Genomic DNA, 21,404 nt, shown 5'->3' on the forward strand with positions numbered 1-21,404 from the left:
GGCGGAGAACATCCGCGTCATCTGATCCCGGCACCCGAACCGGCCCGGCACCGTACAGGGGCCGGGCCTCCGTGCTCAATCAGTCCTGCAGCCCAGGTGACTGATCGGGGCTGGCTTTGTCGATGAGAACGGGTTCTGGCTCGCTTTCCGTGACGCGTGCACGGTGAGTGATCTCCGCTGGAAGAACAGTGGGACCGAAGATGGGTCTCAGGTGCAGACGATGGGGCAGCCACGTCGGATCGAGTGCTGGGCAGGGCGCAGGAACAGTGCGACGTAGAAGGCTGTGTCCAGGTCCTTACTCCACGGTCCTGTTCGAGTAGTGGCCAGTTCCTTTGCCTGATGCCTGAACCACATGCTCAGGTCGAGGTTGTCGCATGTCGCCGGGGTTTCGGCTGGCAGATCGATGGCTGCCGCCAGCTTCTCGGCGAGCGGTAGTACCTGGGGAGCGCCGGCGACCATGGACTCGTAATCGCTGGAGTCGATGGACAACCAGATCTCCTCATCGAGCGAGAAGGGCACGAGCACAGTCCAGCCGCAGAGGATCTCCGATTCCTCTCGTGACAGGTGCGTCTGGCACAAGGCGAGGAGCCCGGTCATGGAGGGCGTCAGCTTCTCCTCGAAGGCTTGCCCTGATGAGGGGTTACCGGCCGCTCTCCGGTGATCTGTGCGTACAGCACCTGGGTGACCTGGAACGTCGCCAGTTGGTAGGGCGCAAGCTCGACCGACCAACTGCGTTCTGTCCGCCGGTCCGACAGTGTTACCTGGCCTGGCGGGACTGCGACCATCTCGCTTCCTGCACCCGTATTCATGAGCATGTGATCCTATCGGCACCCGCCCCTGGACGACTCGCACGGCCAATCTCTACGCGGACGCCACGGTCCGGCCGCTGAAACACTCACCGTGACGAAACTGGCGAGCCGCCTGTCGAATCTGCGACACCTCAACATGCGAGCTCACCAGTCTCAGACCCCGACATGCCGGGCAAGGTCGCCGACTTCCTCCGCACGGCCGACCTGGAGCCCGCCGAGGGCGCCGTGCTCGACCTGGGCGCGACCGTACGGCGCGGCCAGGGCTGCACCCTGCGCGTCAGCGCCATCCCGGCGGTACACCGCCAATTCCTCGACCGCTGCCAGCCGCTCGACTACGCCGCATCGTGTCGATCTGGCGGCTGGCGGACGCCTCTGGCGGTCCCGGTGGGCGCGGCGCGAGCGTCACTTGACCGCGCCGGCGATCAGACCGGCGACGTAGTACCGCTGCAGTAGCAGGTAGAGGATGATGCAGGGCACGGCGGTGACGGCGACGCCGGCCTGCATGATGCCCCAGTTGAGGGTGCCGAGTTGGTTGGAGGCGAGCACCGTCAGGGTGACCGGCAGGGTGAACTTGGTTTCGTCGGTGACCAGGATCAGTGCGGCGAAGAATTCGTTCCAGCAGGTGAAGAACGTGAACAGAGCTGTGCTGATCACCCCGGGGATGGCCACCGGCAGCAGGACGCGGGTCATCGCGCTGAAGAAGCCGCACCCGTCGATGAGGGCGGCCTCCTCGATGCTCGTGGGCAGCGAGGCGAAGCTGTTGCGCATCAGGAAGATGCCGAACGGCAGTTGGAACGTGGTGTAGACGAGGGTGAGGCCGAGCAGGCTGTTTCTGAGCTCGAGACTTTGCAGGATGGAGAACAGCGGTGTGATGATCGCCTGGAACGGGATCATGAAGGTGGCCAGGATCAGGAAGAACAGCACGCCGCTGCCGCGGAAGCGCAACTTGGCGAAGCCATAGCCGGCCAAAGTGGCGAGAAGGATGGTCAGCACGGTGGCGCCGATGGACACGGTGAGGCTGTTGCCGATGTGCGTCCAGATGCCGACCTGGCCAGTGTGGGCAAGGGCCTTGTAGTTGTCGACCGAGAGCTGGTGGGGGAGCAGTGTCGGTGGGTTTTCGGTCGCTTCCGCCGGAGTCTTCAGCGACTGCGCCAGCATGATGTAGAGGGGGTACAGAACGAGAATCGAGATGCAGAGGCAGGTGATCCACCAGGCGGCGCGCGGCAGCGTCCGGCGTACGTCGGCGATGGTGTTCATGAGTGGTCCGATTTCCGCAGCAGGAGCATCTGCAGTGCGCTGACGGCCGCCAGGGCCACCATGAGCATGGCGGACAGTGCGGCGCCGTAGCCGAGCTCGAAGTTGATGAAGGACGTGCGGTAGATCTGGTAGACAGCGGTGATGGTGCCGTTGGACGGGCCGCCGCCGGTCATGATGTAGAACTGGTCGAACGCGAGCAGCGAGCCCGCGACGGAGAAGACCAGCACGAGTGCGAGGGTGGGCCGCAGCAACGGCAGGGTGACGTGCCGGAACGTCTTCCACCGGCCGGCGCCGTCGATGCGGGCGGCCTCGTTGAGCTCGCCGGGAATCGCCTGCAGGCCGGACAGCAGCAGGATCATCTGCATGCCAGTGACTTTCCAGACCACCATGACGCTGACCAGCAGCAGGCCGCTGGTGGCGGTGGCGAACCAGTTGGTGTCACGGTCGCCCATGCCTAGGCGCACGGCGATGTCGGACAACGGTCCCAGCCCAGGCTGGGCGAGATAGAGCCACAGGTACGCCGCGGCGGCGAACCCGATGACCACGGGCAGGAAGAAGAGGGATTGAAACGCCCGCGCGGCTCGTCCGCTGCGGTTGACCAGGAAGGCCAGGGCGAGCGCCGTGATCAGCAGGACTGGGGTGATCAGAACGGTGTACTTGAGGGTGAAGCCGATGGCGTGCAGCCAGTCGGTGTCGTGGATGGCGCGGCGGTAGTTGGCGAGGCCGACGAAGTGGTGGTTGCCGAGCAGTGGCCAGTCGTTGAGCGACATCCAGAACGTCATGATCAGCGGGATGATGAAGAAGACGGTGACGACGGCCAGTGCCGGCGAGACCAGCAGGACACCCATCAGTTGACGGCGGCCCCGATAGGACAGGCGCGGGCCGGCAGACCGGGCGGGCACGGGGGCCGGTGTCCCGGGAGCGGTGGTCGGTGGGCTGGTGGTTTCGGTCATGCGGCACTCCTCTGACCGGCATGGAGTGGGAGTGCCCGCCGTGGCTACGGAACCGCGGCGGGCGGTCCGCCGCTCAGCCTTGGTCGATGATCTGCTGGGCGGCCTTCTGGGCGGTGGCCTGCAGCGACTTGATGTCGCGGGTACCGAAGACCCCCTGGTTGATGAGGGTGGACCAGGGGCCGTTGTTGTCGTTGATGATGCCGTTCTCCACGACGCTGTATGGCGTCTGGCCGGTGGACATGGCGTCGCCGAGCACCTTGTAGCGCGGGTCGCGCGGCGCGTAGATCTTGTCGATCAGGTCGGTGCGGATCGGGACGATCGAGTTCTTCGCGAGGATGGTCTGTGCGGTCTTGCCGGTGGCCCATTTGACGAAGTCGTACGCGACCGCTTTGTTCTTCGCGCCCTTGGTGACGGTGATCTCGTCGCCGCCGGCGAAGCTGGCGGTGCCGCCGTCCTTGCCGACGATGGGTGTGGCCCCGAAGTCGATCTTCTTGTCGGCGACCAGGGTCTGCACGAAGAACGCGCCGAGGTTCACCATGCCGACCTTGCCGCTCTGGAACGACGTGGTCTGGGCGGTGCCGGTGTCGGTCTTCGCCGAGGGCGGCATCAGGCCCTCGGTCCACATCTGCCGGTAGAACGACAGCGTGTCGGTGACCTGCGGGCTGTTGAACATGGCGGTCTTGCCGTCATCCGAGAGGATCTTGCCGCCGCTCGCCCAGATGTGCGGAGCGGTTTCGAAGATGTTGCAGCCGCCGCACTGGCCGGCAAGGGCGAAGCCGTAGTAGCCGGCGCCGAGTTTGCGGATGGCGCGGGCGTCGGCGAGCATCTCGGCGAAGGTTGTCGGCGGCTTGTCCGGGTCGAGGCCGGCTTTCTTGAACAGGTCCTTGTTGTAGAAGGTGACCGATGCCTCTGCGGTGAAGGGCAGGGCATAGGTCTTGCCGTTGTACTCGGCGAGTTTCTTGTGTGCGGGGCTGAGGCTGTCCTTCCAACTCAGCGAGTCCAGCACCGAGGTGAGGTCGTCGAGCACACCTTTGGAGGCGAAGTAGGGCAGGTAGACCAGGTCGATGGAGGCGATGTCTGGGCCTGAGCCCGAGGCCGCCGCGGTCCCGAACTTCTGCACGAAGTTGGCTGACGGCACCACGGTGACGTTGACCTTGCCGTCGTGGGACTTGTTGTATGCGTCAGCGAGGGCGTTGATGAAGCCCTTCTCACTGTCGCGGGCCCACATGGTGGCGGTCCCGGTGGGTTTGTCGGTCGCGCTCGAGGTCTGTCCTCCTCCGCCACCGCACGCCGACAGGAGGAGGGCGAGGGCGGCTGTCACGGCGGAGGCGGTCGCGGACGTGGTGGTTCTCCTGGCCATGGTGGTTCGCTTTCTGCCCGCGTGAGCCGCGGGCGAGATGGCGGTCCCTTGGGAAGAGGGTGCAGGGGGGAACCGAGGGTGGGTTGGTGCGGGACAGCGTGGTGCGGTGCGCTCAGGCGAGCGGCAGCCAGACGCGCATGGCGCCGGGCCCCCGGTTCGCCCAGGAGTGGTACGGGATGGCGGTGAAGGAAACCGGGGTGTCTTCGGTCGCCCGGGCCGGGTCGTAGGGGGCGTACAGGTCGGTGTCGGGTCGGCGGGCGACGCCGGTAAGGCGCAGCCGCACGGGGGTGACGCCATCGTCGGGGACCTCGTCGATGACGGTGGCCGACGGGGCCAGGCGCAGTTGCTCGACCAGAATCCCTGCGGGCAGGTCGGCCTGCTCGACGCAGTAGACGAGCGGGCCGCGGTGCACGGAAACGCAGCCGCGGACGGCGTCGGCTCGCTCGTCGGCGCGCACCAGGCGGGGCGTCATCGGCAGGCTCAGATGCACGGTGGCGCCGTCGGAGCAGGAGACGCGGAGGTATTCGCCGGGCGTGGGGCCGGCGAGCAGCTCGCCGCCGGTCACGGTCACCGTCGCGCCGTCGGCCCAGGCGGGTACGCGTACCGCCAGCTCGCCGGAGCCGGTGGCGGTGACGACCAGGTCGCCGTCCCACGGGTAGCCGGTCTGCACGGTGGCCGACAGCGCCGGGCCGGTGAAGGTGCCTGCGGTGAGCAGATGCAGCTGAAGGCCCGTGCCGTCGGCGGTCGCCGCGTAGGAGTGCACCGACGCGAGCAGCCGCGCGATGTTCGGCGGGCAGCAGGCGCACTTGTACCAGGACAGCCGCTCGCTGGGCGCGTCCTCGGTGGAGCCTTCGTGCCCGGTGCGCAGTTGCAGGGGATTGGAGTAGAAGAACGCCGTGCCAGTGTGGGACGTGGAGGCCGCGATGGCGTTGAGCAGCGTCCGTTCCATCTCCTCGGCGTAGCGGGCTTCGCCGGTGGCCAGCAGCATCCGCCAGCACCATTGCAGCGCGGCGATGGAGGCGCAGGTCTCGGCGTAGGCGCGGTCCGGGGGCAGCTCGTAGGGGTCGCCGTAGGACTCGTCCCGGTGCCGGGACCCGTGGCCGCCGGTGACGAACATCTTGGTACGGAAGGCGCTGTCCCACAGCTGTCGCTGGGCGTCGAGCAGGGTCTCGTCGCCGCTCTCCAGGTACACGTCGGTGACACCGGCGGCGAGGTAGAGCTGGCGCACCGCATGGCCCAGGGCCTCGGTCGCCTCCCGGACCGGAAGGTGGTCCTGGTAATAGATCGAGTCGAAGCGGCCGGGGGGCAGCGTGCGCTGGCCGCGCCGCTCGATCTGCAGCCGCGCGGCTTCCAGGTAGGCGGGCTCTCCGGTCTCGCGGCACAGCTCGACCAGGGCGGTCTCCACCTCGGCGTGTCCGTCGATGACCGGGCGACCGTCACCGCCGAAATCTTTGACGATCATGTCGGCCGCCCGGCGGGCGACGGTGAGGAAACGCTCGTCCCCGCTGCCCCGGTGCAGCGCTACTGCGGCCTGCATCAGGTGCCCGGCGCAGTACAGCTCGTGCGTGCGTTCGGGCTGGGCGAACGGCTCCTCACCCGGAGTGCCCTGTACGTAGGTGTTGAGGTAGCCGTCGGCCTCCTGTACCTGTTCGAGCAGGTCGGCTACCTCGGACAGCAGGTGCGACCACTGGCCTGTGCCGCTGCGCCCGATCTCCCAGCCGATCGCCTCCAGCGTCTTGTACAGGTCCGAGTCGGCGAACCACGGCCCGCGGAACGGGACGTCGGGACCGCCCGGTGTGAGCCGGCGGAGGTTGTCGATCACGCCGGTCCGTTCGATGTTGTCCACGCAGTGCTGGATGGTCGCGGTGGCGTTGAGTTCTTGCCAGGCGCCCAGGAAAGAGGCGGGATCCAAGCGGGCGGCAGACGACGGGAGCGGGGCGAGACGGCCCGGGCGGCGCAGCGCAACCGGTCCGAGCACATCGGCGCGGATCGGTGCGTCCTGAGTACGAAGATTCACGTGCTGGCCTCTCGGGAGGTACGAGGTGCCTTTACGCCGGTGAGGCCCGATCGGGGCACGGCAGGCAAGGCAATGGCATGGATCGATGCATCACGGATCAACGTGTAACCGGCGCAACAACGAGCGGAAACGCCGAGGAAATCGTTTGCTCGCCGCCAAGCTAGAAGTGGGGATGAGGCTGGGTCAAGCCCCCTGCATCACGCCCGAGTTCGGAAGCACTCCGACACGGATCCTGACGAAATATGGTGATGAAATGAGTTAATGCGCGCGATTCAGGCGACCGCGATTGTCAGGAAAAGCTTTTCCCTCTTATGCTGGCTGGCGCTGTTCCGCGCTCCCGACGAACGGACCAGAGAAACCCCATGACTCAGCAAGCCGACCCTCGCCCCGCCGGTGCACGTCGCGTCGGCATCGCGGACGTCGCCGCCCTGGCTGGTGTGTCCCCGGGCACGGCGTCCAAAGCGCTCAACGGGCGCGGTAACCTGCGCGAGGAAACCCGGCAACGGGTGCGTGCGGCGGCCGAGCAGCTCGGATTCGCGCCCAACAGCGTGGCCCGGAGCCTGCTCAGCGGTCGGACATTCACGGTCGGCATCATCACCACGGACAGCTACGGCCGGTTCAGCATCCCGATCATGCGGGGCGTGGAGGACTCCCTCGGCGTGGGGGAGATGATCGCGTTTCTCTGCGACAGCCGCGACGACCCGATCCGCGAACAGCACCATCTGCGCAAACTGCTTGAACGGCAGGTCGATGGCCTCATCGTGGCCGGTCGGCGCACCGACGCCCGGCAGCCGCTCAGAGACAAGCTTCCCGTCCCGGTTGTCTACGCCTTCGCCCGTAGCGCCAACCCTGACGACTGCAGCGTCGTCAGCGATGAACGCGGCGCCGCGAAGCTCGCCGTGGAGCACCTGGTCAAGACTGGCCGCCGGCGCATCGCCCACATCACCGGCCCGCACTCGCATGCCTCATCGCGAGAACGGGCGATCGGCACCACCGAGGCACTGGCCGAGCTGAGTATGGAGCTGATCAGCGAGCCGCTGTTCGGCAGTTGGACCGAAACATGGGGACGCTTCGCGGCTGCCCAGCTGCTGCGCACCCACCCCGACGTCGACGGCGTGTTCTGCGGCAGCGACGTGGTCGCCCGCGGGGTCGCCGACGGTCTACGCGAGGCGGGCGTCAGCCTGCCCACCCAGGTCGGCATCGTCGGCGTCGACAACTGGGGCGTGGTCGCCGAGGCGGCCCGGCCGCCGCTGACCACGGTCGACCTCGGCCTCGAAGAGATCGGCCACCGCGCGGGCGACCTGCTGCTCGCCGCCATCGATGGCCATCCTGCGCCCGGCATCCACGTCGTCTCCAGCCACCTAGTGGTCCGCGAATCCTGACCCACGGGCAATACTGCCTCGCCCTTCCCTGCGGCAACCGCTCCCACGCATCGAGGTGTATCGATGGAAATCGAGAGTCTTTCGCACGGCTGGTCGCTGCGCGCCGTCGCCGGCGCCGTCCCCGAGCGCATCGCCGACACGTCGATCTCGGCCGTCGTCCCCGGCACCGTGCACACCGACCTGCTCGCCGCCGGCCTGATCCCCGATCCCTACCTCGGCACCAACGAGGAAGCCCTGGCCTGGCTGCACCACTCCGCCTGGCGCTACGACCTCGACCTGCGCACCGCCCCCGCCGCAAGCGATGAGCGCATCGACCTCGCCCTGCACGGTGTCGACACCATCGCCACCATCACGCTTGACGGCACCGAGCTCGGCCGCACCGCCAACATGCACCGCACCTACCGGTACGACATCCGTGACCTGCTGTCCGCCGGCGGCAACCGGCTCAGCGTGAGATTCGACCCAGCCCTCACCTACGCCGAACGGATCGACGAGCAACTCGGCACCCGGCCGCACACCAACACTCACCCCTACAACGCCGTGCGCAAGATGGCCTGCAGCTTCGGCTGGGACTGGGGTCCCGATCTGCAAACCGCCGGCCTGTGGCGCCCGGTTACGCTCGAACGCTGGCGCGTCGCCCGCCTCGCCTCCGTACGGCCCCTGGCCACACTCGACGCCGACGGCCGTACCGGACGGCTCACCGTGCACGCCGAGATCGAGCGCGCTGGGCTTGGCGAGGACCGAGAGCTCGAAATACGGGTCCGGTTGTCCCAGATCCCGGAGGCGTCCGGGCACGCCCGCGTGCCGGCCGGGCAGAACACCGCGGTCATCGACCTCAAGGTGCCCGACGCCCCGGTGTGGTGGCCATCCGGGCACGGCGAGCAGCCACTGGTGCCTCTGACGGTCGAGCTGGCCGAGGCGCACTCCAGCACAGACCTGCTGGACTCCTTCAAACGGCGCATTGGATTCCGGTCCATCCGCCTGTACGAAACACCTGACGGCGACGGCACCCGCTTCGCCCTGGTCGTCAACGGCCGTCCACTGTTCATCAAGGGCCTCAACTGGATCCCGCAGGATCACCTGCTCACCCGGCTGACCCGCGACGACTACACCGAGGCGATCAACTCGGCCGTGGCCGCCCACGCCAACCTGTTGCGGGTCTGGGGCGGCGGCATCTACGAGAGCCGCGACTTCTACGAGGTGTGCGACGAGCGCGGACTGCTCGTCTGGCAGGACTTCGCGCTGGCGTGCGCCGCGTACGCCGAGGAGGACCCGCTGCGCACGGAAATCCTTGCCGAGGCTCGGGAAAACGTTTCCCGGCTGTCGCCGCACCCGTCGCTGGTGGTGTGGAACGGCGGCAACGAGAACCTCTGGGGCCACGAGGACTGGGGCTGGAAGGAACAACTAGGCGGACGCACCTGGGGCGCCCGCTACTACTACGAGGACTTCCCCGCCATCCTCGCTGAGCTCGACCCCAGCCGGCCTTACCACCCCGGCAGCCCGTCAAGCCCCGGCTTCCCGCCCGAGCAGGTCCACCCCAACGACGACCGGCACGGCACCCGCCACGAGTGGGACGTCTGGAACCGCCTCGACTACCGGCATCACCTCGACCACATACCCCGGTTCTGCTCCGAGTTCGGCTGGCAGGCGCCACCCAACTGGGCGACCCTTACCCGTGCGATGGAGACCGAGCAACCGGCCAAGGGCTCCCCGGCGTTCCTGATCCACCAGAAGGCGCTCGACGGCACCGGAAAGCTCGACCGCGGGCTGGCACACCACTTCGACGTGCCCGACGACTTCACCGACTGGCACTGGGCGACCCAGCTCAACCAGGCCAGGGCCACCGCCTTCGCCATCGAGCATCTGCGCTCCTGGTGGCCCCGCACCATGGGCAGCATCCTCTGGCAGCTCAACGACTGCTGGCCGGTCACCTCGTGGGCCGTGATCGACGGCGACGGCCGGTTCAAACCCGCCTGGTACGCGCTGCGCCGGGCCTACGCCCCACGCCTGCTCACGTTCCAGCCCCGCGACGGGGGCCTGCGCCTGGTGGTCGTCAACGACACCGACGAACCGTGGCAAGACACCGTGCGGGTGCGCCGCCTCTCCTTCGACGGGCGTCAACTGGCGGCCGAGGAACTCCGGATCACCACGGCCCACAGAGAAAACCGAACGTTGCCGCTGCCCGATCCGCTGCTCGCCGTCGGCGATCCGGCCCGTGAAGTTCTTGTCGCAGATGCCGACGGCCTGAGAGCCGTGTACTTCTTCGCCGAAGACCGGGACCTCGCGTACGACCCGGACCCGGTCGAGACAACGGTGTCCTCATACCCCGGCGGATACCACGTCACGATCGCCGCCGCCTCGCTCGCCCGCGACGTCACGGTCCTGGCCGACAGGGTGGCGCCCGACGCCATGGTCGACGACCAGTTGATCACTGTGTTGCCCGGGGAACAGCACACCTTCTTCGTGTGTACCGACGGTCTCGTCGACGCCGATGCGCTCACCGGCCCGCAGGTCCTGAGGCACGCGAATCGCATCGCGCTGGCGGATCGAGGACGGATCGATGCCCGACGTCGCCGCCTTGGGTAAGTCGCTGGACCTACCCGCCAAGGTGCGGCTCGTCGACACCGACGCGCGGTCTGCGTCTGGATCCACCATCACCGAAGAGCCCAAAACATGAGGGTCCGGCTCGTTTCGAATGACTGGCTGAGCTGGGCGTTTGCGTGAGTGGGCTGGTGGCGGGTGCTGGTCGCTTCTACCTTGTCGAGCAGGCGGCAAGGGGGTGTGGTGATGGTGTCTTTGCTCGAGGAGTTGGAGCGACGGGAGGCGGCGATCCGGGAACGGGTCGCTGAACTTCGGGTTCAGGCAGCGGAGTTGAGTGAGCAGTTGGAAGCGCTCGAGGAGATGCTCTCGCAGGTGGAGACCGCCCGGATGGTGGTGCGGGAGATCCTCGATGACGCGGCCGCCGATGAGCGGATGCCACGCCAGGATGCGGGTCCGCGGGAGGTGGGATCGGTGTCGCCGATCGGGGTGGTGACGGTGCCGCAGTGGGAGCCGGGGATGGAGATGGCGGTGCTGCCGGAGGGGTACCGGGACATCCTGGAAGTGCTGCAGGCCGCGGGGCGGCCGATGCGGTCGAAGCCGGTGTCGGTGGCGATCGGGTGGGGCGAGGGCGCCTCGAAGGTGGAGTCGGTGCGGGCGAAGCTGAAGCGTCTGGCGAGGCGGGGCTGGCTCACCGAGGACAGTCCCGGCCTGTTCGCTCTGCTCGAGCACACGGAGGACCTCGGGCCGCTCAGTCCCAGCTCTGGCGGCTATCGACGCCGCATGCGAACGCCTGGGATCCTTGGGGCTGAAGCCGACGCTGGCCGCTGTCGACGCGACCGGGCCGATCGACGGCGAGTACGACCGGATCGTGGCGACGGTCGGCGTAACCAGGCGGCGCCGCTCCCTCCGGCGAGTGCGGCCACCAGGGTGAGCAGTCGGTAGGGCACGTACCGGACCGTGAGGTGCAGCCCGCCCACCTCGTCAGGACGTAGTCCCGTGCCGGCTGCAAGGAGGACCAACGCCTTGTAGGGCGCGGCGATCTGGTCGGCGAGGTTCCGCACTTGTGCGACGCTCAACGGCACGATGCGCTTCCTGGGGACCGCAGTCAGCTTGACGGAGGCACGGGTTGCGAGGAATCACGAAGTCGCGGGCTACCGCGCTGAAGACGGCGTTGACGGCATTGTAGACGGTGCGCGCCATGCTGGCGGCCGGCGGCCGCGGCGTGCGCGGCTTTCGGACAGACCCTGGGCGCCATGGTCCACCGAGTGGTTTTCAGCCATGGTGACGGCGTCGCCGCCGTGGCGATCTCGCTGTGCTGCTGGGCCGAACTCGTTGTGCTGCTGGGCCGAAGAGAGTCTGGCCAGGGGCGGGGGCGGCCGCCGCCGGGCGGTGGCGAGCGGTCGGGAATAAACGCAGGGCTGAAATCTAGCTAACCTACGCCCGCACCCGTAGAGTGAACGCTACATACAGGCAATGCCTGTGTAACAGGCGCATGCCCTCCGACACGCTCTTTCCTCAGCTCACAGGCCCTCCAGGAGAAGGCCACTCCAGACGTCGCATCGAAGCGAGGTACCACATGAGCATTCTTGAGCAGGTCAAAAACGCGCCAATGAGCCGCGCGCAGATCCAGGCAGTCGTGCTGTGCCTAGCGATGAACCTGCTGGACGGGTTCGACCTCCTGGCGACCTCGTTCGTCGGTCCGACGATCGGTAAGGAATGGGGCCTGTCCTCGTCGCAGGTGGGCTTTCTGCTCAGCAGCGGCCTGTCGGGCATGGCCTTCGGGGCACTCTTCGTCGCCCCGCTCGCCGACCGTATCGGTCGCCGCCGCTTGACTCTCGCGGGTCTGGCGATGGCCTCGCTGGGTATGCTGGGCGCGTCCGCGTCGCAGAACTTCGGCCAGCTTCTCACCTGCCGGGTGCTGACCGGCACGGCAGTGGGAATTATGGCGGCCTCTCTGCCCGTGCTCGCCTCCGAGTCCGCGAACCACAAGCGCAGAGGACTGGTCGTCGCTCTGATCACGACCGGCTACGGTCTCGGCTCGGTCGCGGCCGGCCTCTTGACCTACTACCTAGTGATCCCGTTCGGCTGGAGACCCGTGTTCCTCATCGGAGGCATCACCACGGCAGTCCTCTTCGCGGTCGGGCTGCGCCTCCTGCCTGAGTCCATCGACTACCTCGTCACGAGCCGTCCCCGTGACGCTCTGGCCAAACTCAACCGGATGCTCGTCGCAATGGGTCACTCTCAGGTTGAAGTTTCCCCGTGGTCTTGGACACGTGATCGTTATGCCGCGAGGCGTGTTGGTGCCGCTGCCTGGTCTCGGCCGGGGTGAGGTAGCCGAAGATCTTGTGCTTGCGCAGGCGGCGGCGGTTGTAGAAGGTTTCGATGAAGTTGAAGACCTCTGCGCGGGCGGTGGCCCGGTCGGGCCAGGTCCGGGTGCCGATCTCCTCCTTGAGCAGGGCCCAGAAACTCTCCGCGGCGGCGTTGTCGAAGCACGATCCGGTGCGTCCAGAACTCTGCCGTAGCTCCAACTCACTTATTCGGTCGCGGAAGTGGGCTGATGTGTACTCCCCGCGGTCACTGTGTATGACGCAGCCGGGCTCCAGCCCGCTTCGGCCGTGGGCCATGTCGAGGGCGTCCACGACGAGTTCGGCGCGGTGGTGGTCGGCCAAGGGTGTAACCGACGATCTCGCGGGTGGCCAGGTCCAGCCAGCAGGCGAGGTAGAGCCAGCCCTCGGCGGTGGGCAGGTAGGTGATGTCGCCGACCAGTTTCGTGCCGGGGATGTCGGCGTGGAAGTCGCGGCCGATCAGGTCCAGGGCCGGCCTGGCCCTCTTGTCTGGCCGCGTCAGTGACCGGCGCCGGCGACGGTGGGCGCCCTGGATGCCGTGCTCGCGCATCAGACGGGCCACCCGCTTGCGGTTCACGCACCGTCCCAGGCGCCGCAGTTCGGCGTGGACGCGCGGAACGCCGTAGGTTCCGCGGGAGGCGAGGTGGATGACAGTGATCTCGTGGGCCAAAGCCTCGTCGGCGGTCTGGGGGGCAACGCGGGCCTTCTGCGCAGCAAGCCAGGCAGAGAAGGATGAGCGGGCCACCTTCAGCAGCCTGCAGAGGAAAGCGACGCCGTGGGTGGTCTTCTCCGCCTCGATGAACGCGTACATGTTGTTCACCGATCGCTCTCCTTCGCGAAGAAGACCGCGGCTTTTCGCAGCACCTCAATCGTCTTTGCCTGCTCGGCGTTCTGCTTGCGCAGCCGCTTGAGCTCCTCACGCTGCTGCGTGGTGAGCTCGCCCGGACGGCCCTCGCCCCGGTCCGCCTTGGCCTGGCGATACCAGCCGCGCAGGACCTCGGAGCTGATGCCGAGCTCCCGGGCGACGGCGGTGACCGGCTTCTCCGAGGAGTCGACGAGCGCGATCGCGTCCCGCTTGACTCCTCGGTGTACCGCTTCGTGTACTTGCTACCCACCTGGTGCTACTTCCTCTGGAACCTCAGGTCCCAGTCTCCAGGTGTCCACGATCAAGGGGAAGCTTCAAGCCACCCACTATCCCCGCGCTGCGTCAGTCAGTAGGACCCGGCGTCGCGCCCCAGCCGCCGAGGAAGTCGGCCAGGGCGCGGCGTTGCTGTGATGTAACGGTGGGAGAACGAACGCCGGTCGGCGCTCAGCGGCGCGGTTCGTGCACGAACAGGAGGACTGTCGGCCAGCAAGTTCGGGGGATAGAGAAGGTCCCGTAGGTCTCGCTGGCGGCCAGGCAGACCCACCGTGCAGGTCCGGCCGTGGTGGAAGCGTCCACAGCGACGCGGTCCAGCAGGGCCGTGTGGCATGACGCGCAGTCGGCGAACGCGGCGTCGTACAGCTGGGCGGGGCTGATACCGCTTCATGTCACCGAAAAGTTCGGAGCACTGTCACACGAGTGTTCACGGGCTTACGGATCCGGTGGCTACATTCACGGGGCCTCTCTCCTCGTCGAGGAACGTTCAGTCCTGAATGGAGACCCCTTGTCCACCTCCGACTCGTCCTCACCGTTCGGATCGCCGATCCCGCGTCGTACCCTCTTGGCCGGCGCCGCCGCCGGTTCGCTCCTGGCGACTCTGCCCGCGGCCGCCGCGAAGGCCGCCGTCCCGACGGCCACCCCCCAGGTCGTCACCTACGCCCACCGCGGCTCGTCCGGCTCCGTGCCGGAGAACACGCTCGCCGCCGTCGACTTCGCCATCGCGCAGCACACGGACTTCGTCGAAACCGACGTGCGCCGCACCAAGGACGGCCAGCTGATCATCATGCACGACGACCAGCTTGGCCGCACCACGAACGTCGAGGACGTCTTCCCCGACCGCGCCCCGTACTGGGTGCACGACTTCACGCTTGCCGAGATCAAGCAGCTCGACGCCGGGTCGTGGTTCTCGCCGCAGTTCGCGGGCGAGAAGGTGCCGACGTTCGACGAGTTCGTCGACCGGATCGGCCACCGCGCCGGCCTGCTCCTCGAGATCAAGGGCGCGCTGCTCTACCCCGGCATCGAGCAGGACGTCGTCGACGACTTCAAGAGCCGCCCCGGCTACCTCAACTGGGCGCTGTCGGCGCACAAGCTGATCGTCCAGTCGTTCTGGGTGCCGTCGTCGCGCGCGATTCACCAGCTCCTGCCCGACGTGCCCGTCGGCATCCTGTACGACGTCAAGCCGACCGACGCCGACCTCGTCGAGGCCAGCACCTGGGCCGACCACATCAACCCCGGCAACGGCTTCACCGACCAGAAACTCATCGACCGGGTCCACGAGCTCGGCATGCAGGTCGCGCCGTACTCGCTCGACACCGGCCAGTCGATGCAGAAGTTCCTCGCAATGGGCGTCGACGGCATCATCACCGCCAACCCCGGCATGCTGCACGACATCGAAACCATCGGCCGCTGACCAACAGCCGACGCCCCCGCCGGTCACCGTGTACCTCACCGTTCCACGGTGACCGGCGGGGGAACGCTCTTCCCCTCGGCTGATGTGTGGGGAAAGAGGTGCCGGCACTCGACCCGTCGTGGACCTGCGGCGTCAGTAGCGCCGCAGGCCGCTCACGGACGGCGCCAAAAGGCGCTGAACAGTCCGGGCGACTGCCGGGCGATGTCGATCCGGCAGTCCGGGCAGTCCTGCGGGTCTGCCCGCTTGGGCATGACAATGAGCCTTTCCCAGTAACGGGTCGTTGCTACCTGTGATCGCAAGGCCGGTGCTGCGGCCCCCGCGTCCCCGAAGTCCGGGCAGGAGTAAGGCCCCTGGTAGGAACGATCTTGCGACAGATTGTTCTGACCGAGGGGCCTCACGTGCCGATCAGTGTCACATATACTGCCGTGCTCGATGTGAAGCGGTCCACTGCCGAGTACCTGGCCCAGCTGCTGCGTGACGTCGTCCCGACGCTGCAGAGCCGGTAGCCGTCATGGAGGGTCACCAGGCCGTCGGCAGCGAGCTGCTCCAGGGCAGCGGCGGACCACGGGCGGGGACAGCCGGAGCTCCTTCGCGATCTGGTCCAGGGCGGGCAGGTGGGTGCCCGGCTCGGTGCAGGAGAGCCGCACCCACCGGCGCACCGCCTGCACGTCGTCGTCGCCCGCCACCGTGCTGTCCGCTTCCATGGCCTGCCCCCTGTCTTCGGCGATCGGCTGAGGGGAACCAGCCTGGCGGGGCGCTCGGGCCGGGCGCCAGGAACTTGCCAGGGCTTGCCAGGATCGGGCGCGCGCAGGGTGGATATGGGTGGATACGTGCTGCCGCCCGGGTGGCTACCGGTGGATACGGCGGTGGCTACGATGCGGAACGCCCTGCCCCCTGGCAGTTCGAGTGCCAGGGGGCAGGGCGTTGCGGTGTCCATCGCGGACCGGACCACCTCGTAGCGGACGACGGCCTCATCGTCCGTCCGGTCGGCTTCGACCATGTCGAGCGCCGCCCGGTCGAGCCGGGCGTGGGGCAGCCAGTCGACGACCACCTGAGCGTCGTCGTCGATGTAGACCACAACGCCGCCCTGGTCCTCACCCGTGAGCGGCTCGGGCGGTGCCACGTGCAGGCCTGCGGTGGCCAGGTCGAGCCGTACCTGTCCGAGAAGGAGCTCGGGGGCGACCGGGGGAAGCCCCTCGGCCAGGCGCAGGAAGGTGGCCGCTTCCTCCTCCTGGCGCTGGTAGTCGTCGGCGGCCTGCCGGTTTGCTGCCCGTTCAGCTTCGTTCTTCGGGTCCGGGAACGGGTGAGCCCAAGCAAGGTAGTTGTCACCGTCGGCGTCCACTGACCTGCGGCTTCGACCGGACGCAGCACACCGGTTGTCACCAGGTCGGCGCGCTACCTGTCAGCAGCAGCACGCGAGGCAGAGTCGATATCGCCGCCTCTGCGCCCCGCAGCCGCCTGAGCCGCGCCCCCAACCCCTTACCCGTACGAGGGACAGCGTTCATGGGGCCGAAGGCGGCCGCATCAACGGGACACAAGAGAAGTGGGTGCTGAGAGATCGGGACATGTGACATGGACGACGAATACGGGCCTGTGATCGCCTCCTGAATGCGGGCAGAGGCATTCTCGGACGGCTCCTTCATCCTGATCCTGCCCGCGGCGGTGCCGATCGTGAGGTACCTGGCCACCCACCGGGTGCTGTACCTGGTGGGTGGCCGTGATCGCGGTGTCGGGGGCGGTGCTGGTGGGGCGGATCAGAGGGTGGACTGGCCCGGCGCAGTGACCGTCACAGGGCTCCGGCGTCTCGGGCCGTCCAGACGCTCGGGTAGATCGGCCGGAAGCCGAGCTCCCGGCGGATCCGCTGGTTGGACATGATCCCGAACCACGGGTCGGGGTCTGTGAACTCGTGGAGCCCGGCGGGCACCTCGACGCCGTTGAGCTGGTACAGCTCGACCGTCGTGACGGGGGCGTCATCGGCGATGTTGTAGATCCGGCCGGCGATACCCGGCGCGTACAGCAGACGCATCAGGCCCTGGGCGACGTCCGCGTGGTGGCCCATGTGCAGGCGCTGGTGCGGCGCCCAGCGGGCGGCCCAATGCAAGGTGTTGGCGAGGTGCGGGTCGCCCTCGCCGTAGACGAAGGGGAGCCGCCCGATGCGTACGTCCAGGCTCTTGAGCGCGAGCAGTTCGCGCTCGGCCTCGGCCTTGGACTCGGGGTAGGCGCCCCACATCTCGCCGCCCGGTCGGCTCTCGTCCTCCTCGGTCAGCGGGCGGCCCCGTCCGACGCCGTACACATTGCCCGTGCTGGCCTGCACGAATCGCTCCACGCCGGAGGCCTGCGCGGCGCGGCCCAGGGCCACCGCGGCGTCCCGGTTGACGGCCCACGCCTCCTCGTCCGGCACGCCGCGGAAGGAGGCGGCGACGTTCACGACGGCGTCCACGCCGGCGAGCGCCTTGCCGAGTGTCTCCTCGTCGCGCATGTCTCCTACGGCGACCTGGGCGCCCAGCTCCGCGAAGCGCTCGCCACGGGCCGCGTCCCGCACCAGGACCCGCACCTGCTCGCCCGGCTGCCGCTGGGCCAGCAGCCTCGGCACGAAGCGGCGTCCGACCTGTCCCGTCGCACCGGTCACCAAAGTCAGCATGATGTGCTCCTCACGCACTGTGTCGCCTGTCGTTGATGACCAGCCTCGGCGGATACGGAAACGACCGGGAGAGACCTCTTCATCAGGGGATCGACAGTCCCTGGATAAGCCGGCCGGCCTCCCGCACCCTGGAGAGGTGAACCGAGCCGAACTCGCCGACTTCCTGCGCCGCGCTCGCGCCCGCCTGGACCCGGGCGACGTGGGCCTCACGGCCGGAGCCCGCCGCCGTACGCCGGGGCTGCGCCGCGAGGAGGTGGCCCAGCTGGCCGGCATGTCCGTGGACTACTACACGCGGCTGGAACAGTCCCGGGGCCCGCGCCCGTCCCGCCAGATGCTCACCGCGCTGGCCCGCGCCCTGCGCCTGACGGAGGACGAACGCGACCACCTCTTCCACCTCACCGGTGAACAGCCGCCGCGCCCGGGGGCGACCAGCACGCACGTGCGCCCGGGCCTGCTCCTGGTGCTGGACCGGCTGCACGACACCCCGGCGATGGTGGTGACCGACTGTGGCGAGGTCCTGGCCCAGAACGCACTGTCACGGGCGCTGAGCGGAGACGTCCTCGCCCGCCCGCCCCGAGGACGCAACATGATCCGCCACTTCTTCCTGGACCCGGTGGCCCAGGAGCAGTTCCCGCCCGAGGACCGCCCGGAGCGCGCCCGCGAGCAGGTCGCCGGCCTGCGAGCGGTGGTCTCGGCCCGCCCCACGGACCCCGAACCCGCCGCCCTCGTCGCCGAACTACGCGCCGCGAGCGAGGAGTTCGCCCGCCTCTGGGACGAACACGAGGTCGCCGTACGCCGCGCCGCCACGAAACGCTTCCGACACCCTGCGATCGGCATCCTCGAACTCGACTGCGAGGTCCTCGTCAACTCCGACCACAACCAGCAACTCGTCATCCACACGGCCCGCCCGTGCACGGAGTCGTACGAGCGCTTGCAGCTGCTGCGAGTGGTGGGCTTGCAGGACCTGACGCCGACGAGTTCCTGACCGCGTGGGCACCTTTCGAGTTCGCTCCCTGCCCACCGCACATCGCCCACGATCCCGAACTCCGCGCCATCTGGGGCCGATCGGAGACGACGAGCTGGACCCCGCCCAGGCCGCGGGCGATCAGCGAGCGCAGGAAGGCCAGCCAGCCGGCGCCGTCCTCGGCGGTGGCAACGTCCAGGCCGAGGATCTCGCGGTGCCCGTCGACGTTGACACCGACCGCGATCAGCGCATGGACGTTGATGATCCGGCCGCCCTCACGCAACTTCTGGGTCAGCGCGTCCACCCAGACGAACGCATACGGCCCAGCGTCCAGGGGCCGGTTGCGGAACGCTGCGACCTGCTCGTCCAGATGCTTGGCCATCGCCGAGACCTGCGACTTCGACAGCTGGGTCACGCCAAGGGACTCGGCGAGCTTCTCGACGCGGCGGGTGGAAACGCCCAGGAGGTAGGCGGTGGCGACCACCGAGATGAGGGCCTGCTCGGCCCGGCGGCGGCGTTCCAGCAGCCAATGCGGGAAGTAACTCCCGGTCCGGAGCTTGGGGATGGCCAGTTCAACGGTCCCGGCGCGGGTGTCCCACCCAGGTGGGCGGTAGCCGTTGCGATGGTTGACTCTCTCGTCGCTGACCTGCCCGTATTCGGCGTTGCAGAGGGCGTCGGCCTCCGCGGACATGAGCGCGTCGGCGAACGTTGCACGCGTCAGCGCTGTGTCCGCGTTTGTCCCGCGCTCGCCCGTCACCCTGAACCTTGGCGTAGGCCTCGGTGAGCGTGATGACCATGCTGCCGTCTGGAATCGGGGTTGGCGGAGTCGTCAAGTGCGTTGTGGCAAAGGGAGTCCCTGCTCGATGAGCAGGGACTCCCTTTGCCACAACGCATGAGTGCGCATCTGCGTACCGACGCCACGGTCCGTTACGGATATCGGCGTTTCGGGCATGGGCGATGGCGCGGACGTGGCCGTGTGCGTGCGTGCCGGCGCGTGCTCGGCGTCGTGCTGCACCTCAGTGCGTTCCGCCCTGCTGCCGCCTGCTCCAGGTGCTCCACCGACCGCACCGTCTGCAGGCACGGAGGCAGGGCGCGGCTACGGGCGTGGGAGAAGCCGCCGGGAAGCGTCGTCACGGTGCTGGCGGTGGCGCTTGGCATGGCGAGACCATCACGCTAGCGGCGTGTGGTCCTCACGCCGGTCAAGAGCTTCGCAGTGCCTTCGGGCGCCTCTACGGGGAAGTGGTGGCTGCCCAGGTCGACGGGCACGATGTTGAAGCGGTCTCCGTAGCGATCGATCGCTTCCTGCGTCACTAGGTCGCGTACCGCGAACACGGTGATTGGCTGACCTGTCGAGCGCAGTGCCTCGTCCATGTCCCAGTGCACCAACCCCTCGATGGAACGCAGCCCCGCGGGCTGCCGCACGGCGACCATCTTCTCGAAGTGCGACGCCTTGATGGCGGCGTCGGTTTCTGCCAGCGAACCGGCCTCGACCAGTCCCCTCACGCCTCCGGCGAAGTCCTCACGGAATATTTGCAGCGTCGTTTCGGTCTGTTGCTCGTCCATCGCGGGGAATAGGGTCATATAATACAGTGCGTCGAGAGCGATCACATGTGAGACCGTGGCCGGGAGCAGTCGGCCGACTTCGACTGCGACCGCCCCGCCGAGGGAATGCCCGGCCACGACACTTGAGTTGACCGACTCGGCTTCCAGCACTGCCGCCACGTCGCGAGCAAACTCCTCCATCGTCCAGACTTCCCGGGTCGACCGTGAGTCGCCATGCTCAGCGAGGTCAATCGCCAGGACGCGATAATGCTCGGGGAGATAGTCGGTCACCGAGTCGAAGTCACTACGGCTGCACCCCCAGCCGTGGATGAGGGCCAGAGCCGGACCTTCAGCCGGACCGCTGGCCGTGTAACAGCCGCCGTCACCGGATCAATGACAGGGTGACCACCGAGGTGAAGCCTGCGCAGGCGGCTAGTACCCATCCCACGCAGCGCAGGCGCAGCCTTCTGTAGCGCTGCTCGTATTCGCCGCGCAGGGACAGACAGCGGGCCGCGATGCGTTCAAGGTCCTTTTGAGCATGGTGGAGGCTGTCAGAGACGTATTGCTCCTCGATCGCTGTGCGTTGTGCCGTGGTCAGCCACTCCATGGGCCGGACGAACTCACGCGCGCGCTGCTCTGCCACCATGATCGTGGCCTGCCACAGAAGGTATCCCTCTGCCTCGTCGCCGAGGCCGACTCCCTCGGCTTTTCGTTTCGACAGGTCGCTCACCTGCGTCCCCGGTGGTTCATTCCCGGGCTCCCCATGCTTCGGCCTCGGCCAACGCGATCGCCGGATGGTGCAGGTCGAACGCCGGGGATTCGCTGCGGATCCGCGGCAGGGTGAGGAAGTTGTGCCGCGGCGGCGGGCAGGACGTCGCCCACTCGAGCGAACGGCCGTAGCCCCACGGGTCGTCGACCTCGACCTTCTTGCCGTACTTCGCGGTCTTCCAGACGTTGTAGAGGAACGGCAGTATCGACAGGCCGAGCAGGAACGAGCTGATCGTCGAGACCGTGTTCAGGGCGGTGAAGCCGTCGGCCGCG

Annotated in this window: 18 protein-coding genes and 5 pseudogenes; 8 read left to right on the plus strand and 15 right to left on the minus strand. The window is 68.0% G+C overall.

The features are described from left to right. Positions 1-207: 207 nt before the first annotated feature. Both IEZ19_RS44805 and IEZ19_RS51950 read right to left on the minus strand, forming a co-directional pair. Positions 208-597 carry a hypothetical protein gene (locus IEZ19_RS44805; RefSeq protein WP_189317149.1) on the minus strand — a complete coding sequence of 130 codons (390 nt, stop codon included), beginning with the start codon at positions 595-597 and terminating at the stop codon, positions 208-210. Between the two features lie 41 nt (positions 598-638). Then, positions 639-809, minus strand: a pseudogene (locus IEZ19_RS51950) (formylglycine-generating enzyme family protein); the annotation flags it as partial. A 165-nt stretch (positions 810-974) separates the two neighbouring features. On the opposite strand from IEZ19_RS51950, the gene IEZ19_RS44810 reads away from it, so the two are divergent. Next, positions 975-1,262 (plus strand): hypothetical protein, encoded by a 288-nt coding sequence (locus IEZ19_RS44810; protein ID WP_189317150.1) that lies wholly within the window; start codon positions 975-977, stop codon positions 1,260-1,262. Here the strand turns inward: IEZ19_RS44810 and IEZ19_RS44815 are convergent. The 4 genes from IEZ19_RS44815 to IEZ19_RS44830 all read right to left on the minus strand — a co-directional run bounded on the left by IEZ19_RS44815 (position 1,212) and on the right by IEZ19_RS44830 (position 6,396). Further along, positions 1,212-2,066 carry a carbohydrate ABC transporter permease gene (locus IEZ19_RS44815; RefSeq protein WP_189317151.1) on the minus strand — a complete coding sequence of 285 codons (855 nt, stop codon included), beginning with the start codon at positions 2,064-2,066 and terminating at the stop codon, positions 1,212-1,214. The two genes, IEZ19_RS44810 and IEZ19_RS44815, sit on opposite strands and share 51 nt — an antisense overlap. Then, positions 2,063-3,019 carry a carbohydrate ABC transporter permease gene (locus IEZ19_RS44820; RefSeq protein ID WP_229841570.1) on the minus strand — a complete coding sequence of 319 codons (957 nt, stop codon included), beginning with the start codon at positions 3,017-3,019 and terminating at the stop codon, positions 2,063-2,065. Before IEZ19_RS44820 ends, IEZ19_RS44815 begins: the two co-directional genes overlap by 4 nt. A 73-nt stretch (positions 3,020-3,092) precedes the next feature. After that, positions 3,093-4,379, minus strand: coding sequence for an ABC transporter substrate-binding protein (locus IEZ19_RS44825; protein ID WP_189317152.1), 1,287 nt, complete (start codon positions 4,377-4,379; stop codon positions 3,093-3,095). 112 nt (positions 4,380-4,491) lie between these two features. Next, the gene (locus tag IEZ19_RS44830) at positions 4,492-6,396 is read right to left on the minus strand and encodes a glycoside hydrolase family 127 protein (RefSeq protein ID WP_229841571.1); all 1,905 of its coding nucleotides are present in this window, start codon (positions 6,394-6,396) and stop codon (positions 4,492-4,494) included. 362 nt (positions 6,397-6,758) lie between these two features. Here IEZ19_RS44830 and IEZ19_RS44835 point away from each other — a divergent pair, with 362 nt between their 5' ends. The 4 genes from IEZ19_RS44835 to IEZ19_RS44850 all read left to right on the plus strand — a co-directional run bounded on the left by IEZ19_RS44835 (position 6,759) and on the right by IEZ19_RS44850 (position 12,648). Beyond that, a complete protein-coding gene (locus IEZ19_RS44835; RefSeq protein WP_189317164.1) occupies positions 6,759-7,778 on the plus strand; it encodes a LacI family DNA-binding transcriptional regulator in 1,020 nt (339 codons plus the stop codon). Positions 7,779-7,841: 63 nt separating this feature from the next. Next, positions 7,842-10,364, plus strand: coding sequence for a glycoside hydrolase family 2 protein (locus tag IEZ19_RS44840; RefSeq protein WP_189317153.1), 2,523 nt, complete (start codon positions 7,842-7,844; stop codon positions 10,362-10,364). A gap of 210 nt (positions 10,365-10,574) precedes the next feature. Continuing rightward, positions 10,575-11,261, plus strand: coding sequence for a hypothetical protein (locus IEZ19_RS44845; RefSeq protein ID WP_189317154.1), 687 nt, complete (start codon positions 10,575-10,577; stop codon positions 11,259-11,261). A 634-nt stretch (positions 11,262-11,895) separates the two neighbouring features. Further along, on the plus strand, positions 11,896-12,648 hold the full coding sequence (locus IEZ19_RS44850) for an MFS transporter (RefSeq protein WP_229841573.1): 753 nt from the start codon (positions 11,896-11,898) through the stop codon (positions 12,646-12,648). Here the strand turns inward: IEZ19_RS44850 and IEZ19_RS44855 are convergent. The 3 genes and pseudogenes from IEZ19_RS44855 to IEZ19_RS53970 all read right to left on the minus strand — a co-directional run. Continuing rightward, entirely contained in the window at positions 12,530-12,943 is a 414-nt protein-coding gene (locus IEZ19_RS44855; protein WP_229841576.1) for an integrase core domain-containing protein, read from the minus strand. The two genes, IEZ19_RS44850 and IEZ19_RS44855, sit on opposite strands and share 119 nt — an antisense overlap. Further along, a pseudogene (locus tag IEZ19_RS44860) lies at positions 12,894-13,508 on the minus strand (IS3 family transposase); the annotation flags it as partial. The pseudogene IEZ19_RS44860 and the gene IEZ19_RS44855, both read right to left, overlap by 50 nt. Continuing rightward, positions 13,481-13,732 (minus strand): annotated as a pseudogene (locus IEZ19_RS53970) (transposase); the annotation flags it as partial. The pseudogenes IEZ19_RS53970 and IEZ19_RS44860, both read right to left, overlap by 28 nt. A gap of 578 nt (positions 13,733-14,310) precedes the next feature. On the opposite strand from IEZ19_RS53970, the gene IEZ19_RS44870 reads away from it, so the two are divergent. Continuing rightward, positions 14,311-15,216, plus strand: coding sequence for a glycerophosphodiester phosphodiesterase (locus tag IEZ19_RS44870; RefSeq protein WP_229841574.1), 906 nt, complete (start codon positions 14,311-14,313; stop codon positions 15,214-15,216). Between the two features lie 509 nt (positions 15,217-15,725). Here the strand turns inward: IEZ19_RS44870 and IEZ19_RS44875 are convergent. Continuing rightward, a complete protein-coding gene (locus IEZ19_RS44875; RefSeq protein WP_189317157.1) occupies positions 15,726-15,920 on the minus strand; it encodes a hypothetical protein in 195 nt (64 codons plus the stop codon). 323 nt (positions 15,921-16,243) lie between these two features. On the opposite strand from IEZ19_RS44875, the gene IEZ19_RS44880 reads away from it, so the two are divergent. Next, entirely contained in the window at positions 16,244-16,561 is a 318-nt protein-coding gene (locus IEZ19_RS44880; protein WP_189317158.1) for a hypothetical protein, read from the plus strand. 441 nt (positions 16,562-17,002) lie between these two features. Here IEZ19_RS44880 and IEZ19_RS44885 read toward each other — a convergent pair whose 3' ends face one another. Further along, the gene (locus IEZ19_RS44885; protein WP_189317159.1) at positions 17,003-17,857 is read right to left on the minus strand and encodes an NAD-dependent epimerase/dehydratase family protein; all 855 of its coding nucleotides are present in this window, start codon (positions 17,855-17,857) and stop codon (positions 17,003-17,005) included. 136 nt (positions 17,858-17,993) lie between these two features. On the opposite strand from IEZ19_RS44885, the gene IEZ19_RS44890 reads away from it, so the two are divergent. Next, entirely contained in the window at positions 17,994-18,842 is an 849-nt protein-coding gene (locus tag IEZ19_RS44890; protein WP_189317160.1) for a helix-turn-helix transcriptional regulator, read from the plus strand. Between the two features lie 79 nt (positions 18,843-18,921). On the opposite strand, the pseudogene IEZ19_RS44895 reads toward IEZ19_RS44890, so the two are convergent. The 4 genes and pseudogenes from IEZ19_RS44895 to IEZ19_RS44910 all read right to left on the minus strand — a co-directional run. Next, a pseudogene (locus IEZ19_RS44895) lies at positions 18,922-19,578 on the minus strand (IS256 family transposase); the annotation flags it as partial. Positions 19,579-19,994: 416 nt separating this feature from the next. After that, on the minus strand, positions 19,995-20,702 hold the full coding sequence (locus IEZ19_RS44900) for an alpha/beta fold hydrolase (RefSeq protein ID WP_189317167.1): 708 nt from the start codon (positions 20,700-20,702) through the stop codon (positions 19,995-19,997). 43 nt (positions 20,703-20,745) lie between these two features. Continuing rightward, on the minus strand, positions 20,746-21,093 hold the full coding sequence (locus IEZ19_RS44905; RefSeq protein WP_189317161.1) for a cytochrome C oxidase subunit I: 348 nt from the start codon (positions 21,091-21,093) through the stop codon (positions 20,746-20,748). Between the two features lie 16 nt (positions 21,094-21,109). Next, positions 21,110-21,404, minus strand: a pseudogene (locus IEZ19_RS44910) (aa3-type cytochrome oxidase subunit I); the annotation flags it as partial.

The sequence above is a fragment of the Streptomyces brasiliensis genome (assembly GCF_014647875.1).
GTDB classification, from domain to species: Bacteria; Actinomycetota; Actinomycetes; order Streptomycetales; family Streptomycetaceae; genus Streptomyces; species Streptomyces brasiliensis.